Raw genomic sequence first — 16,161 nt, 5'->3', positions numbered from 1 at the left:
TGGGCGTCCTTATTGTGGAGTATGAAGCCAAAATGAGCTGTCGCCCCCCCTTCGACCGGAAGCGGACTTCCCATCAAGGAGATAAAAAATCACTTCAACGCCTGTCTATTCTCTTGCCGGAATCTACCATTAGGGTTAGGGACGATGCACGTTTGGCACCGCCATCGCCTGTGGCCTCCAACAAACCTGAGCGGCGCGAAGAGGCGCTTGCGGCTAGTCCCGACTCCGATTCACAGGAAACCCTTGATTGTACAGGACCCGACAGAGAACAACAGCATAGTTGCGGATCGAGCAACACCCGCCCAGCCAACGCCCTCAGTTCCTTGGCCTTGCGCTTCACGCAAGCCAGATATCCCCGATGCTGAGATGGACCGCGCAGCTTCTCATTGAGAGATGAACAGCCAAACCACATTTTTCTCGATTACGCAAGAATAGATACGATATTTCTCGTCTTCCCCCTATTGGGGCACGGTTGGCTGGTCAGGCACCCTGTATAATCACGCCCCTGAAAGGGGGATAGCCGCTACAGCCAGCCAGCCGTGGAAGAAGACGGATGCGCCTCACTCGCAATCTGCGCACATCTCATGTGCGCTTCGCGGCTCCCACCGTGTGCCCCACAAAGAACAATTCTCGGAATCGCCAAATCGAAAGTATGGAAAGAGATCTCAAGCAGCTCATCGCTGCGCACTCAGCGCGTATTGGCATTGTCGGCCTCGGCTACGTCGGGCTGCCGCTCGCATTGCGATTTGTGGAAGTTGGGTTCCCGGTCCTTGGGCTGGATATTGACGCGAGCAAGGTAAACAAGCTCAATCGTGGCGAAAGCTACATTGAGCACATTAGTGCCGATGCGGTGCAAGTTGCAAAGACGAAGGGCATGACGTCGACGACGGACTTCGCCCAGGCAAGCAGCTGCGACGTGCTGATCGTCTGCGTCCCCACGCCACTCAATGAGTATCGCGAACCAGACCTCTCGTACGTGATCGGAACGGTTGAGTCGCTGACCCCCTACCTTCGCCCCGGTCAATTGGTTTCCCTGGAAAGTACGACCTACCCCGGGACAACTGATGAGGAACTGCTGCCTCGCATCGAAAAGACAGGCCTTAAGGTGGGCGTCGACGCCTTCCTGGTGTTTTCCCCGGAACGTGAGGATCCGGGCAACCCCGACTTCACAACGCGGACCATTCCGAAGGTGGTCGGTGGATACACCCCGGCCTGTCTTGAGCTCGGCGTTGCCGTCTACGGCCAGATCATCGATAAGGTCGTGCCGGTTTCCAGCACGCGCGTGGCTGAAATGACCAAGCTGCTGGAGAATATCCACCGTGCGGTCAATATTGGCCTCGTCAATGAAATGAAGATCATCTGCGACCGGATGGACCTCGACGTGTTCGAGGTCATCCGCGCCGCTGCCACCAAGCCATTTGGTTTCGTCCCCTACTGGCCAGGCCCGGGTCTCGGTGGCCACTGCATCCCCATCGACCCGTTCTACCTGACCTGGAAGGCCCGGGAATACGGGATGCACACCAGATTCATCGAGCTCGCTGGAGAAATCAACAGCGATATGCCGCAGTGGATCGTATCGAAGGTGACGGATGCCCTGAACAGCCGTGAACGCGCCGTCAAGAACAGCCGCGTTCTGGTTCTGGGCATTGCCTACAAGAAAAACGTGGATGACATGCGCGAGTCGCCGTCCGTGGAACTGATGGAACTGTTGCAAGCAAAGGGCGCGGAAATTGCATACTCGGATCCGCATGTCCCCCAGTTCCCGCAAATGCGCGAGCATCACTTCGATCTCTCAAGCGTACCCTTGACCGCGGAGTCGATTGCATCCTATGACCTGGTGCTGCTTGCGACCAACCATGATGCCTTCGATTACGACCTCATCCAGAAGCATGCACGCCTGATCGTGGATACGCGTGGCGTCTACCAGCAACCACTCCACAACGTCGTCAAGGCTTGACCATGCGCCACTTCCCCCCCGCCATCAACGGGCGAAAGGTCCGGTTTGCCGTCGTCGGCTGCGGCCGGATCGCCAAGAATCATATTGGCGCCATCGAACGCCATGCCGACCGCGCCGAACTCGTCGGTGTCTGCGACACCGACGCGGCTGCGCTGGCCCAGGCTGCTCAAGCGACTGGCGCGCGGCCTTACAGCAGCCTCGCGCAGATGCTGGAGCAGTGCGATGCGGACGCGTTCATTCTCACCACGCCATCCGGGCTGCATGCGGAGCAAGCGATTCAGATCGCCGAAGCGGGCCGGCACGTGATCACCGAGAAGCCGATGGCCACCCGGTGGGAAGATGGCAAACGCATGGTGACGGCATGCGACGCGGCAGGGGTACGCCTCTTCGTGGTCAAGCAGAATCGGCGCAACGCGACCCTGCAACTGCTGAAGCAGGCGGTGCAAAAGAAACGCTTTGGCCGCATCTACATGGTCAACCTGAATGTCTTCTGGACACGCCCGCAGGAGTATTACGATAGCGCGGCGTGGCGAGGCACGTGGGAGTTCGACGGCGGCGCCTTCATGAACCAGGCGAGTCACTACGTCGACCTGATCGACTGGATCATTGGCCCGGTAGAGAGCCTACATGCGTACACGGCGACGCTGGAGCGCGACATCGAGGTCGAAGATACGGGCGTCATCAGCCTGCGCTGGCGCAGCGGAGCCCTGGGCTCGATGAATGTGACGATGCTGACTTACCCGAAGAACCTCGAAGGGAGCATCACGATCCTTGGCGAGAAGGGTACCGTTCGCATTGGCGGGGTAGCAGTGAACGAGGTCCAAAAATGGGAGTTCGCCGAACCGGATGAGGACGATGCCAAGGTCGCAGAGGCTAGCTACGAAACCACGTCCGTTTATGGTTTCGGGCACCCGCTCTACTACGACAACGTCATCCGCGTGCTGCTTGGCGAGGCCGAACCCGAGACCGATGGCCGCGAAGGGCTACGGTCACTGGAAATACTGATCGCCGCGTACCGCTCGGCCCGCGACGGCAAACGCGTTGCATTGCCACTGGACTACTGAGATGGCCACGACCATTCACTCAAGCGCCATCGTCGACGATGGCGCCCAGATCGGCGACGGCTCGCGGGTCTGGCACTTTGTCCATATCTGCGCGGGCGCCAGAATCGGCGAGCGTTGTTCGTTCGGCCAGAATGTCTTTGTCGGCAACGACGTCCTAATTGGCAACAACGTCAAGGTCCAGAATAATGTGTCGATCTACGACGCGGTCACGCTCGAAGACGATGTATTCTGCGGCCCGAGCATGGTATTCACCAACGTGTACAATCCGCGCTCCGCGGTGACGCGTAAGGACGAATACCGACGGACGGTCGTGCGCCGCGGCGCAACCATTGGCGCCAATGCGACCATCGTTTGTGGCGTAACGGTGGGAGCCTTTGCATTCGTGGCTGCCGGCGCAGTGGTCAACCGCGACGTCCCGGAGTACGCGCTGATGGCCGGTGTGCCTGCTCGGCAGATTGGCTGGATGAGCCGCTTTGGCGAGCGACTGGACCTGCCCCTGACTGGATCAGGACAAGCGGTATGCGTGCACACCGGCGAACAATATATCTTGCAGGATGGCGTTTGCCGCGCCGTGCCTGGCCAATGAGAACCCAATATGGAATTCATCGATCTTAAGGCCCAGTATCGCGCCCAGCAGGAGGATATCGACGGTCGCATGCGCGCAGTGCTGGAGCATGGCCGCTTTATCATGGGGCCAGAAGTGGCCGAACTGGAAAGTGCATTGTGCGCCTACACCCAGGCTCAGCACTGCATTACGGTCGCTTCGGGAACTGAAGCACTGCTGATTGCCTTGATGGCTGCGGGCGTCGGGCCGGGCGACGAAGTCATCACCACGCCATTCTCGTTCGTGGCGACCGCGGAGGTCATTGTCCTTGCCGGAGCAAAGCCTGTTTTCGTTGATATCGAGGCCGACACGTGCAACATCGACGTCAGCCTGATCAAAGCCAAGATCACGCCGCGCACTCGCGCCATCATTCCGGTGTCGCTCTACGGCCAAACGTCCGACATGGACGAGATCAACGAGATTGCGGCCCGGCACAATCTCGTGGTGATCGAGGATGCGGCGCAGAGCTTCGGCGCCACCTATCGTGGCAAGCGCAGTTGCAATACCTCCACAATCGGCTGCACGAGCTTTTTCCCAAGCAAACCGCTCGGCTGCTACGGAGACGGCGGCGCAATCTTCACCTCCGACGCTGCGCTGGCGCAGGCCATGCGTGAGATCCGCGTGCATGGCCAGAGCAAGCGCTACTTCCATACGCGTGTTGGCGTAGGTGGCCGTATGGACACCCTGCAATGCGCCGTCGTGCTGGGCAAGCTAAGTCGCTTCGACTGGGAAATCGAGCGCCGAATCGCCCTTGGCGCGCGTTACCAGCAAGCACTGGCCACCGTGGCCGACCTCGAGCCAATGGTGGTGCGGGATGACCGCACCAGCGTGCACGGCCAGTTCACGGTACGTGCAGCGGCTGGCAAGCGCGACATGTTCCTGCAGCGCCTGTCGTCGGCTGAGATTCCGTACGCGATTCACTACCCCACGCCCATCGACCATCAGCCAGCCTATAGTCAATACGCATCGGAGGAAGGCTGCGCGCAATCGGTGGCGGCGGCTGGTGCCGTATTCAGCCTTCCAATGAGCGCAGATCTCACCGAGGCAGATCAGGACAGGATCATTCGTGTATTGAAGGGCGGCTAATTGGCGCTGCTTAGGCAAATCGCAACGGTTGCTGGAGGCTCCGCGGCTGGCCAGCTAATTGTCTTCGCGACCACGCCGTGGCTCGCCCGAATGTACAGTCCGGCTGCGTTCGGCGAGTACGCTGCATTCCTGGCTATTTGTAATGTTTTTCTTGCCACGGCATGCTTCCGCTACGAGACGGCGCTGAATGCCGCTAGCGACGAAAATGTAGCTCCGCTATTCGGAGTGGCATGTTTCGCCGCAATGTTTACCGCCGCCGTTTGCTTGCTAACCACATTCTCCCCATGGGAAAGTGGTTTGCTGGATCATGTCGTCGGTGGACAGGCAAATTTTTGGCGGATTGCCGCGGCAGCAGCAATTTGCGGCATATTTCAGGCCACTTCGGCTATGGCAATACGCGATGGGCGTTTTGCTTGGTCGAGCTTGCTACGCCTCGCGCAACCCGTTATGTTTTCGGCGGCTGCACTGTTGCTCCCCGTCGGCCTGATTGACAGTTGCCTCATTGGTTTCATGGTTGCATTGCCGCTTGCAATTCGATACTGGGTGCAGCTTTCGGCGGTGGAATATACACAAATCTACGCCATGGCCCGGCGATTCCGTGAATTCCCCATCGTGTCTCTGCCAACATCGATACTTGATGCCATGTCGCTAGCGATGCCCATCTGGTTCATCTCGTCCCGGTACTCGACGATGGATGCAGGTAATTATGCCCAAGTGCAGCGTTTGCTGGCGGCGCCGCTCACTTTGTTCGCCCTGGCGCTCGGGCAGGTATATCTAAAGCGCGCCGGCGACATAGTCCGTGCCAGGCAGTCGCCGCGCGCTCTTCAGCGTCGAATAGTCGTTTACCTCGCACTCGGAGCCGGCCTGCTTCTGCTCACGATTGGCTTGCTCGGGTCACCGGTCTTGCATCTGTTTCTCGGTAATGCATGGCGAACCGACACGACGTTCCTGCTGTTGGTTTTTATGCCCGTCGCGGCCCGCTGTTGCGTATCGCCAATTACAGGCATATTCATTGTCAAGAGTCGTTTGCGGATCTGCGCGTTATGGCAGGCATTATATTTTTGCGTAACTAGCGGCCTGTTCTTTTTCTTCTCCGGCCGCCTCCCGATGGAACAATTGCTGGTTGCTTACGCGATTAGCGAAACAGTGTGCTACGGGTTATATCTCTATATCGCTGATCAAGTGGCAGGATAACCAATGTGTGGAATCGTAGGAATCGTTCAGTCGCACCCGGTAGACGTGCAGCAGGTTGCCCGCATGGGCGACCTTATCCGGCACCGCGGCCCCGACGATGAGGGCATCGTGGTCTTTCCTGCCCAGGGAGCCGTTTGCCTGTCTGGCGACGACACACCGTCCTTCGACGGGGTTGAATCGTTGCCATACCGGCCGATCGCGCACCGAAGAGAGTGGTTGGGTGAGCACCCCCCAACCTTTCTTGCAATGGGTCACCGCAGGCTGTCAATTGTCGACCTTTCTCCGCTCGGCCACCAGCCTATGTCCTACTTGGACAGGTATTGGACCGTATACAACGGCGAGGTATTCAACTACCTCGAGTTGCGCGAAGAACTCGAACAATACGGGTATCGCTTCCGATCGCACTCCGACACCGAGGTAATCTTGGCCGGCTATGACAAGTGGGGGCCGGGGCTTCTCGACCGCTGCAACGGCATGTGGTCGATGGCGATCTACGATCGCGAGAAGAAGACCCTGTTTCTCGCCCGCGACCGCTTCGGCGTCAAGCCGCTTTACTACCACGTAACGGCCGATGGCTCCGCGCTGGCTTTCGCCTCAGAGATCAAGTCCTTCTCTGCCCTTTCCGACTGGCGCCCTCAACTCGCGCCCCAGCCCGCCTTCGATTTTCTCGCATGGGGCATCCAGGATCACGGCGACGAGACGATGTTCAAGGGCGTGTACCACCTGCCGCCTGGCCATTTCGCAATGATCCAACTCGACAGCCAGGATCGCCTGGCCCGCAAGTTGGACGCAAAGCTGCCGACCACCCGCTGGTACGACCTGAGCCAGAAGCAGTGTGCTGTGCCAGCCAAGTTCGAGGATGCCGCTAAGGAGTTCCGCGAGTTGTTCCTCGATGCCGTACGGCTGCGCATGCGTGCCGACGTGCCACTCGGATCCTGTCTGTCCGGTGGACTAGACTCATCCTCCATCGTCTGCTCCGTGCGTGCCGAACTCGAGTCCATCGGTGCAACGCTGCCGCAGAAGACCTTCTCGTCTTGCTCGGAGTATCGCTCCGTCGACGAGCGCGAGTACATCGAAGAGGTTACGCGTAATAACAACGTCGAAAGCACGTTGATCTTCCCCACCGGCACCGAACTGTTCGAGCGACTTGATGAACTGGTCTGGCTGCAGGATGAACCCTTCGGCTCTGCGAGCGTCTTTGCGCAGTGGTGCGTCTTCCGCGCGGCCCGCGAAAACGGCGTTGTGGTGATGCTCGACGGACAAGGCGCCGACGAGCAGTTGGCCGGCTATCACGGCTTCCTCGGTGCACGACTTGCCGGCCTGATGCGGCGCGGTCAATTGGGCGAATTCGCGCAGGAACTTGGTGCAGTCCACAATCTGCATGCGTACGGCCCCACTAAATTCGCGGAATACCTGGTTGCCAACCTGCTGCCGAGTTCAATTCGACCGCTCGGCGCCATTCGCGGAATGACGCAGATGCGACGCGACTGGATAAATACTTCCATACTCGGCGCTGATGACCGTGATCCTCTCGTACCGCTTGGCGCCCGAGCAACATCCGTGCGTGACCTGTCATTGGCACAGATGGGGGGCTCCAATCTCCAAATGCTGCTGCATTGGGAAGATCGCAGCTCGATGGCGCATTCAATAGAGGCGCGTGTTCCCTTCCTCGACTACAGATTGGTTGAGTACACACTTAATCTGCCGGATGTGTTCAAGCTCAAGCACGGTATCACCAAGCGAGTACTACGTCGCGGCATGGACGGGCTAGTGCCAAACAAAATTCTGGAGCGTATCGATAAGAAGGGATTCCAGACGGCCGAAGAATTCTGGATGAAGGGCGAGAACGCCAAGCAATTTACCGAAGGAATTGAATCTACCATCAGGTTGGCAGGCAATATTATCGATGACCGCATGAGGGATGTGCTAGCGCGCGTAATTGCTGGCAAGGCACCCTTTAGTTATCACGTTTGGCGTGTTATATGCTTCGGCGCCTGGCTCAGGAGGTTCGGGATTCAGCCGTAGAGATCAGCAATGGAAGAAGTGTATTCAATTGTTAGCGTGGCTCTGAATCTCCTCAACTCACTCGATAGTGCGCCGCATTTCGCGCAATGCACCAGCGCCAATCTTGTTACGTCGCTACCGGTGCCGACGGCGTACGAGATGTAGCATATTTATGCGCATATCCAGCTTTACGCTGCGCCATGAGACTGAATGAACGGAATTGATCGATAGTGGGTGGAATTTACCAAGTAATGCGAACGCCCGACGCATCGCCAAGGCGAACGTTGACAACCGCCCTAGGCATGAGGCCTGCGTTACATGGCAACATGTGTTGCTTCCCAAAAATCGTGTCGCACATGCTAGTTCCCCCGCGTTGGCAGTGTGAAGCCTAGACAATTTGCAGCCAAACATGAAAATAGTTTTCTTCGTCCACTATTTCCCCCCGCTAAACTCCACCGGCACCCGCCGGGTGGAGTCCCTCGCGAAATTTCTGGCACGCAATGGGCATGAGATCGTAGTCGTGTCGACTAGCAAGTCTACGCGTGACGGCCCATTGACTGAGCCTATTCCCGAGCACGTACGGCTCTATGAGATCGACTGGAAAGGCCGCCTGCTGCAATCGGGCAAACCAGCGACGCCACCATCCGCGACCGCAGGGGCAATCAAGCGCATTCATTGGACCCGCCGCCTCAAGCAGAAACTAATGCGGCTGTTTGGTCAGGTGCTTGATCATCGGATCACGTTCGCATTCGCGCTGCGCTCCAGTCGTCTTGCCCCCAAAGTTGTCGAGGAACTGTCGACGGCTGACATCTTCGTCAGCTCCTTTCCCCCGTGGCCGGCTCACTTGGCGGGACTGTTCGCGCAGCGCCGCTTTGGCAAACCATGGATTGCCGACTATCGTGACCAGTTCAGCGGCAATCACGTGATGAATGGTGGTTGGCTGTCCGACAAGATCGAGCTATGGATCGACCGCTTCTTCCTTAACCGGGCGTCCGCAGTAACTGTGATTTCGGGCCCGATGCAGACGTACTACGAAGCCATGCACTCTTACGTTGAGTGCGTGGAGAATGGCTACGATGGCGAAATTTTTGAGAAGGTCAGAGCGACGCTGCCAGCCGTTTCACCGCGAAGCCCGGGGACGTCCGCAGTGGTTCGCTATATGGGTACCATCATGCGCAATGGGATTCCCAGCAATCTCTTGGTTGCGCTGGAAAAATTGGCTGCCGAAAGGCCGCCAGGTGCCCCCATGCCAAAGTTCGAGTTCTATGGAGATACCCGCATCCTGCAAGACTATGTGGACACTCGGCACCCGCATTTAAAACAGTGGATTACGTTCTTGCCACCGATTCCATACGTCAAGTCGCTTGAGGCCATGATGACCGCGGATGCCCTGCTCTTCATCGTCACCTCTGACATGTCCAGCCTCAGTGCGCGTGGGGTCCTGAGCACCAAACTGTTTGAATATCTGGCATCAGGACGACAGATCATCGCTGAGCTTGACGACGCCACTCTGGCCGCGAGCTATATCCGACGGGGATCGCAGGACCACGTGGTGAGCCGCGATGTCGATACGCTCGTGGATGCGTTACGCCGACTCGGACAGAATCAGCCGATCGAAGGTAACAGTGCGTTTGTGTCGAGCCTGACCCGCAAGGAGAAAGCGCGGGAGTTCGAGCAGATCGTGTATCAGGTCGCAAAGCTTCCGTCAGAGCATAGCTGACATGGAAAGACTACTCAGAACGCTGGTGGACCCTATTTCAGGAGCGGTTGTGCTCGCCCTGGGAATCGTCGTGTTCTATGGCGTCGGTACTTGGTTCGTCGATGTGCCCATGCGATCGGAAACTCGCACTGACATGGCCCTTTTGCCATGGGTTAGCGCCTTCTGTATCATCCTTGGTTCGCTCTTTTTTCAGCGTCGCGCCCCTGTTGAGTTTCGGGAAAAGCGCGGTCAAATCCTCGTCTATGGGTTGACACTGCTGTTTCTGGCGTTTTGCGCGATCACAATCGTGACAGCATCCTCGATCCCGCTGATCCAGGCGCTCAATGGTGCTTCACCAGCCGAAATTGCGGTTGCGCGCGAAAATTTTCTCAAGGCTCGAACGGGCTGGGCTTCGATATTGCCCTATGCAAACGGCTTGCTGACTGCCACGATCCTTCCATATTGCATGTGCATCGCTTTGCTGCATAGATACCGGTACCGTTGGCTTATCGTAGCGTTCTTCTTCCTCTATTCAATGGTTTTTGTGGAGAAAGCTTTCTTTCTCCGAATCTTCCTCCCGTTGATGGCAGTAGTGGTGGTTTCACGTTCACGCCGCATACGCCTGTCCTGGCTGCTCGGCGGCGCGGTAGGCTTATTGGCGCTCAATATCCTCATCTCCGGATTCGCCCAATCGGCTGGCACCAGCGTAGGCGACTTTCTCCTCTTTCGTGCCTTTACCGTGCCGGTGAGCACGGTGACTGACTCCCTAGACTACTGGCGGCAAACGTACCATGGCATGCCGTTCCTGGGTGCTACCAACCTTGTCCTTTCGACGCTCTTTGGTTTACGGCGCGTGCCGTTCGAGCGGGAGGTCTTCGAGTACGAATGGGGCGCATCGGAGACAGGCACGGGGTCATCCAATGCCGCCTATTTTGTAGAAGCCTATGTAAACTTCGGTTGGCCCAGTGTCATCGTCATTAGTCTCGTACTAGGCATGCTTATCAGCTACATAGGACGGTCCAGGGATTTAGCGTTGAAATGTACACTACCCCTTGTCCTTTACAATGTTTTCGTCGGGGGCTTTCTGGGGCTGCTGTTCAGTAACGGCATGCTAATCTGTTTGTTGATGTCGAGCTTTCTCAACCGACGGCCTTCCGAATGACAACTTCTCCAGCGCAAGGGCTGACGCAACAGGCCTCACACTCACCCAGCGGGCAGCGCTCGCCGGTACGCCTCCTCGTAGTCAGCCAATACTTCCATCCGGAGTCCTTTCGCATCAATACACTTTGCGAGGACCTTGCGGCACATGGCCACAGCGTGACAGTGTTAACCGGGCAACCGAACTATCCCAGCGGAAAGATCGCGCCAGGATATCGCGCCTGGTCATTCCGACGCGAAACGCTGGGCAATGTCGAGGTTGTCCGAATTCCGCTGTACCCCCGCAAGCAAGGCTCCGCGATACACCTGATTCTGAACTATCTGAGCTTTGTCGTATCCGGCATTCTTTTTGCCCCGTTCATGTTGCGAGGCAAGCGCTTCGACACGGTTTTCGTCTATGCCGTCTCTCCGCTTCTACAAGCCCTGCCTGCCATCCTGCTGAAATGGATCAAGCGAGCAAGACTAGTAGTGTGGGTCCAAGACTTGTGGCCTGAATCACTCGAAGCTACCGGCTTTGTGAAAAACCGGGGTGCCTTAGCCGCGGTCAGCGCCGTGGTCAGATTTATTTACAGCCGCTCCGACTCCGTCCTGGTGCAGTCCGATGGATTTGTCGAGCCGGTTGCGCGCCTGTGCGCGCGGGATAAGATTGCCGTATTCCCCAACAGCGCTGAGACCGTGTTTCAACGCGACGGCCTGGCGGACCCCTCTCCCATTCCCGGGCTGGGCGACGGCTTCAGCGCGGTCTTTGCCGGCAACCTTGGCACGGTTCAAGCGCTCCCGACGATTCTGGATGCGGCTGACCTGCTCCGCCAGTACCCGGATATCCGTATCTTCTTGGTAGGCACGGGGGCATTGGCTGAGACCTTGCGCAAGGACATTGCCAGCCGCGGCTTGCACAACGTTGTCATGAGCGGGCACTTTCCGATTGAGCAGATGCCCGCGATCCTCTCGCGAGCCTCGGTCTTGCTGGTGACACTTAAAAACGTGGCACTTGGGAGCCTGACGGTGCCCAGCAAGATCCAGGCATACCTGGCCGCCGGCCGGCCCATTGTGGCAGCGCTGAATGGCGAAGGCGCTCGCGTGGTTGAATCGGCACGCGCCGGCCTTAGCTGCCCGAGCGAAGACTCGGCCATGCTGGCCGACCGAATCCTCGCGCTTTATCGCATGGGAGTCGAAGAACGCGAGGCGCTTGGCAGCAACGGCAAGGCATTCTTCAAAGCACACTATGACCAGAGCGTTCTGAACGACTGGCTGGTTGACCACTTCGGCGGCTTGGCACGCCGCTGAGCACGCGGCCCGGCATCGTTGCACCAATCATCATTAAGATAAGCGAGTCTCCTATGAAAGTTCTTGTTCTCGGCGCTTCAGGCATGCTAGGGAATGCCGTGTTCCGTTACTTCGCCGGTGATGCGGGCTACGAAACCTTCGGCACCATCCGTCAGCCACGAGCGGCACTGAATTTCGAGGAAGCGTTGCGCCCCCGCTTGATCGCCAATGTGGACGTTCTCAGCCAGGACGACCTGGTCAGGGCATTCAGCGCCACAAAGCCGGATGTGGTGATCAATTGCATCGGGCTGATCAAGCAACTCGATACGGCAAACGATCCGCTCGAAGCGCTGCCCATCAATGCGCTCCTCCCTCACCGCATCGCGCGGCTCTGCGAGCTCGCTGGCGCCAGAATGGTCCACATCAGCACCGACTGCGTTTTCTCGGGTAAGCAGGGCGGCTACCGCGAAGCCGACTTTCCCGACGCGAACGATCTGTACGGGCGCAGCAAGCTGCTGGGTGAAGTTGACTACCCGCATGCCATCACACTGCGCACCTCAATCATTGGCCACGAGTTCGGGCGCGCCAGTGCATTGATTGACTGGTTTCTCGGCCAGACAGGCAGCGTCAAGGGTTTCCGGAAGGCGGTTTTCTCCGGGGTGCCGACAGTCGAACTGGCACGTATCATCAAGGAATTCGTGTTGCCCCGGCCTGAATTGCGCGGTCTCTACCATGTAGCGGCGCAGCCGATCGCCAAGTTCGACCTGTTGACACTAGTGGCACGGATCTACGGCAAAGAGATCGAGATTGTGCCGAGCGACGATCTTGCCATCGACCGCTCGCTGAACGCCAGCCGATTCAGCGATGCGACCGGGTACGTAGCGCCCGACTGGTCCGCCCTGATTGAAAGAATGCATCAGTTCAAGTAATTGTTTGAGGGAATAAGAAATGTTCGACGATAAGGTATTGATGATCACCGGGGGTACTGGCTCGTTCGGGAACGCCGTACTCAAACGCTTCCTGAACACCAATGTGCGCGAGATCCGGATCTTCAGCCGCGACGAGAAGAAGCAAGAGGACATGCGCATTGCGCTGGCCAACCCCAAGCTCAAGTTCTACATCGGGGATGTTCGCGACGAGGCTAGCGTGCGCGATGCCATGAAGGGCGTCAACCATGTCTTCCATGCCGCCGCACTCAAGCAGGTTCCGTCCTGTGAGTTCTACCCGATGGAAGCAGTACGCACCAATGTTCTCGGCGCGGAGAACGTACTGCACGCAGCGACGGCCGCCGATGTCGAACGCGTGGTCGTGTTGAGTACCGACAAGGCGGTCTACCCGATCAATGCGATGGGCATCTCCAAGGCCATGATGGAAAAGCTGATGGTGGCCAAGTCCCGCATTCAGGGTCCGGGCGATACGGTCATGTCGGCTACCCGCTATGGCAACGTGATGGCGTCGCGCGGCTCAGTGATTCCCCTGTTCATCGGCCAGATCAAGGAAGGCAAGGACTTGACAGTCACGGACCCCACCATGACGCGTTTCCTGATGTCGTTGGAGGATTCGGTTGACCTGGTGTTGCACGCGTTCGAGCACGGCACGCAAGGGGACATTTTCATCCAGAAGGCACCTGCCTCGACGGTCGGGGACCTTGCCCAGGCCTTGATCGAGTTATTCAACAGCAAGAGCAAGGTTCGCGTCATCGGGACTCGCCATGGCGAGAAGCTCTATGAATCGCTGGTTTCGCGCGAGGAAATGGCCAGGGCCGAAGACATGGGCCGGTATTTCCGGATTCCCGCGGACGATCGCGACCTGAACTACAACAAGTACTTCGTCCAGGGCGAAACGAGTATCTCCCAGGCCGAAGACTATACTTCTCACAACACTGAACGACTTAGCGTCGAGCAGGTGAAGCAATTGCTGCAGAAGCTGGACTACGTGCAGGAGGAGCTCCGTGCTTAAGGTTATGACGATCGTCGGCACGCGGCCCGAACTGATCAAGATGAGCCGTGTGATCGCCGAACTCGAGCGTCACACCCAGCATGTCCTGGTGCACACGGGACAGAACTTCGACTACGAGTTGAACCAGGTCTTCTTCGACGATCTCGAGATTCGTCGCCCGGACCATTTTCTTGAAGTGGCCGGCGAGACGCCCGCGGAGACCATCGCCCGAATCATCGAGCGCGCCGACAAGGTGATCGAACAGGAACAGCCGGATGCCCTCCTGCTGTACGGCGACACCAACTCATGCCTGGCGGTCATACCTGCAAAGCGGCGCAAAGTACCGGTGTTCCATATGGAAGCGGGCAATCGCTGCTTCGACCAGCGCGTTCCCGAAGAACTCAATCGCAAAGTCCTGGACCACCTCTCCGACATCAATCTTGTCCTGACGGAAAACGCCCGCCGGTACCTGCTCGATGAAGGTGTCCGCCCGGAAACGATCTTCCGGACCGGGTCGCACATGCGGGAAGTCCTCGATTACTACGCGCCAAAGATCGAGCGATCCGACGTGCTTGTGCGTCTAGGGATGAAGCCCAGGGAGTACTTCATCGTTAGCGCTCACCGTGAGGAGAACGTCGATTCGCCGGAAGCATTGCACGACTTGCTCGACTCGCTGGAGGCGCTGGTCGAGCAGTTCGGTCACCGGGTCTTGGTATCCACACATCCGCGCACACGCGCACGGCTCGCCAAGCTTGACCGCAAGTTGCCGGAGCACGGGATCGAGTTTGCGAAGCCATTTGGCTTTGTCGACTATATCAAGCTGCAGAAAGAGGCATTCTGCGTGCTATCCGACAGCGGCACGATCACCGAGGAAACCTCTTTGCTGAACCTGCCCGCGGTGACCATCCGGAATGCGCACGAGCGCCCCGAGGGCATGGATGTGGGCACGTTGGTCATGTCGGGCCTGAAGAAGGATCGCGTGCTGGACGCGGTTCGTATGGTGACAAGCCAGTACGATCCTGCGCGCGCTCCGGTACTCCCCGTTGCAGACTATGAGAATCCGCACGTGTCCGTCCAGGTCGCGCGCATTGTGCTTAGCTACACCGACTATGTGAACCGGACGGTTTGGCATAAGTCGGTTTGAACCAACGTTCCGGAGTGGAGTTACTCCGCTCCATTTGAAGGGGTGATCGACGACGTGGGTAACGGCATCACGCAAACGGGCCGAAGGATCGACGTCGTCGAATTTGCGGATTGCGCGCAGCGCTCCTCCGACAGACTCACGCCATGCTGCTCATTACGCAGTGGGTCTGTCTACCCAGTTGGTCTCCCCTTCAAACCGCGACACCAGCCTTAGAAGCATTCGGCTTAGGTCTTTGTAGCCACAACGAGCAGCGATCCGCCAAGCGGGAAACGCACCCCGCCCCTAATAAGCTGGCGCTCAATCGTCATGACGAATAACATCATCGCATTGACTACCGGATTGAGCCGCAAGTCTGCGGCAGGATCGTAATCAGAGCTATCCACTCTACTGGGACGGCGCGCAGCGTACATCAGAGGCAGAAGCAAGCTAACGAATGAAGTTGTCAAATTCACGGAGAACCCCGCCTTTCTCAGCTTCTGAATCATCTCCGCACGCGTATATCGCCTCACATGGCAGGCTCTCTCATCCTGGTGGCTCCACATAAACGGATGCTGTGGAACAGTGATCACCAGCTTGCCGCCAGGCTTGAGCGCCTTGTAGATCTGCCCTAGCACCTCTTCATCTTCGTGGATGTGTTCCAGCACATCGAAGGTTCCGATCACATCGAATTCAGAGCGAAACGGAATATCTCGTGCGTCCATCTGATAAAAACTTGCACCGGGCACGCGAGCGCGCGCATACGGCAGCGCATTGCCGAACAGTTCCGTCGCGGAGAACTTCACCGATGGCATTTCGCTTGCGAGAGCCGCAATCACAAATCCCGTGCCGCAGCCAATTTCACAGAAACTGGATCCGGCACGCAGTAACGGCCTGCTAGCCCACAGGATGATCTGATTTCTCGCCCTGAACCAGAAGCTATCACTCTCCAGTTTCGCAAGCGTCTCGAAGTCTTCCGGACGAAAGCCCTCGCCCTGACCAGGTTGCTGACCCTGATTGATGGTCATACTCTCTATGCGGCCGACCTGGCCGCGCTCCTCTTCGTTGCAA

The 16,161-nt window shown here is 57.9% G+C and carries 13 protein-coding genes; 12 read left to right on the top strand and 1 reads right to left on the bottom strand.

What is annotated here, in order from left to right; all coding sequences use genetic code 11:
• The first annotated feature begins 652 nt into the window (after positions 1-652).
• From AC07XB_RS07595 to wecB, 12 genes are all read left to right on the top strand, one after another.
• Positions 653-1,957 carry a nucleotide sugar dehydrogenase gene (locus AC07XB_RS07595; protein WP_492827770.1) on the top strand — a complete coding sequence of 435 codons (1,305 nt, stop codon included), beginning with the start codon at positions 653-655 and terminating at the stop codon, positions 1,955-1,957.
• A 2-nt stretch (positions 1,958-1,959) separates the two neighbouring features.
• Positions 1,960-3,021: a Gfo/Idh/MocA family protein gene (locus AC07XB_RS07590; RefSeq protein WP_492827828.1), complete on the top strand. Its 1,062-nt coding sequence runs from the start codon at positions 1,960-1,962 to the stop codon at positions 3,019-3,021.
• 1 nt (position 3,022) lies between these two features.
• Positions 3,023-3,607, top strand: a complete 585-nt coding sequence (locus AC07XB_RS07585) for an acyltransferase (RefSeq protein ID WP_492827772.1) — start codon at positions 3,023-3,025, stop codon at positions 3,605-3,607.
• 9 nt (positions 3,608-3,616) lie between these two features.
• Positions 3,617-4,711 carry a DegT/DnrJ/EryC1/StrS family aminotransferase gene (locus AC07XB_RS07580; protein ID WP_492827774.1) on the top strand — a complete coding sequence of 365 codons (1,095 nt, stop codon included), beginning with the start codon at positions 3,617-3,619 and terminating at the stop codon, positions 4,709-4,711.
• 90 nt (positions 4,712-4,801) lie between these two features.
• Positions 4,802-5,905 carry a polysaccharide biosynthesis protein gene (locus AC07XB_RS07575; protein WP_492827776.1) on the top strand — a complete coding sequence of 368 codons (1,104 nt, stop codon included), beginning with the start codon at positions 4,802-4,804 and terminating at the stop codon, positions 5,903-5,905.
• A 3-nt stretch (positions 5,906-5,908) separates the two neighbouring features.
• On the top strand, positions 5,909-7,930 hold the full coding sequence (gene asnB / locus AC07XB_RS07570) for an asparagine synthase (glutamine-hydrolyzing) (RefSeq protein WP_492827778.1): 2,022 nt from the start codon (positions 5,909-5,911) through the stop codon (positions 7,928-7,930).
• A 388-nt stretch (positions 7,931-8,318) separates the two neighbouring features.
• Entirely contained in the window at positions 8,319-9,629 is a 1,311-nt protein-coding gene (locus tag AC07XB_RS07565; RefSeq protein ID WP_492827780.1) for a glycosyltransferase, read from the top strand.
• A 1-nt stretch (position 9,630) separates the two neighbouring features.
• A complete protein-coding gene (locus AC07XB_RS07560; RefSeq protein ID WP_492827782.1) occupies positions 9,631-10,770 on the top strand; it encodes an O-antigen polymerase in 1,140 nt (379 codons plus the stop codon).
• Positions 10,767-12,053, top strand: a complete 1,287-nt coding sequence (locus AC07XB_RS07555; protein ID WP_492827784.1) for a glycosyltransferase family 4 protein — start codon at positions 10,767-10,769, stop codon at positions 12,051-12,053. The genes AC07XB_RS07560 and AC07XB_RS07555 overlap by 4 nt, the downstream gene beginning before the upstream one ends.
• 53 nt (positions 12,054-12,106) lie before the next feature.
• Positions 12,107-12,961 (top strand): dTDP-4-dehydrorhamnose reductase family protein, encoded by an 855-nt coding sequence (locus tag AC07XB_RS07550; RefSeq protein WP_492827786.1) that lies wholly within the window; start codon positions 12,107-12,109, stop codon positions 12,959-12,961.
• A 19-nt stretch (positions 12,962-12,980) separates the two neighbouring features.
• Positions 12,981-13,991, top strand: coding sequence for a polysaccharide biosynthesis protein (locus AC07XB_RS07545; RefSeq protein WP_492827788.1), 1,011 nt, complete (start codon positions 12,981-12,983; stop codon positions 13,989-13,991).
• Positions 13,992-13,995: 4 nt separating this feature from the next.
• On the top strand, positions 13,996-15,114 hold the full coding sequence (gene wecB / locus AC07XB_RS07540) for a non-hydrolyzing UDP-N-acetylglucosamine 2-epimerase (protein ID WP_492827790.1): 1,119 nt from the start codon (positions 13,996-13,998) through the stop codon (positions 15,112-15,114).
• 224 nt (positions 15,115-15,338) lie between these two features.
• On the opposite strand, the gene AC07XB_RS07535 is transcribed toward wecB, so the two are convergent.
• Positions 15,339-16,118 carry a class I SAM-dependent methyltransferase gene (locus tag AC07XB_RS07535; RefSeq protein WP_493688069.1) on the bottom strand — a complete coding sequence of 260 codons (780 nt, stop codon included), beginning with the start codon at positions 16,116-16,118 and terminating at the stop codon, positions 15,339-15,341.
• Between the last annotated feature and the right edge of the window lie 43 nt (positions 16,119-16,161).

It is taken from the genome of Cupriavidus sp. GW821-FHT02F09 (assembly GCF_059421605.1).
The sequence above is the reverse complement of the archived record's forward strand: the minus strand, read 5'-3'. Positions and strand labels throughout refer to the sequence as shown.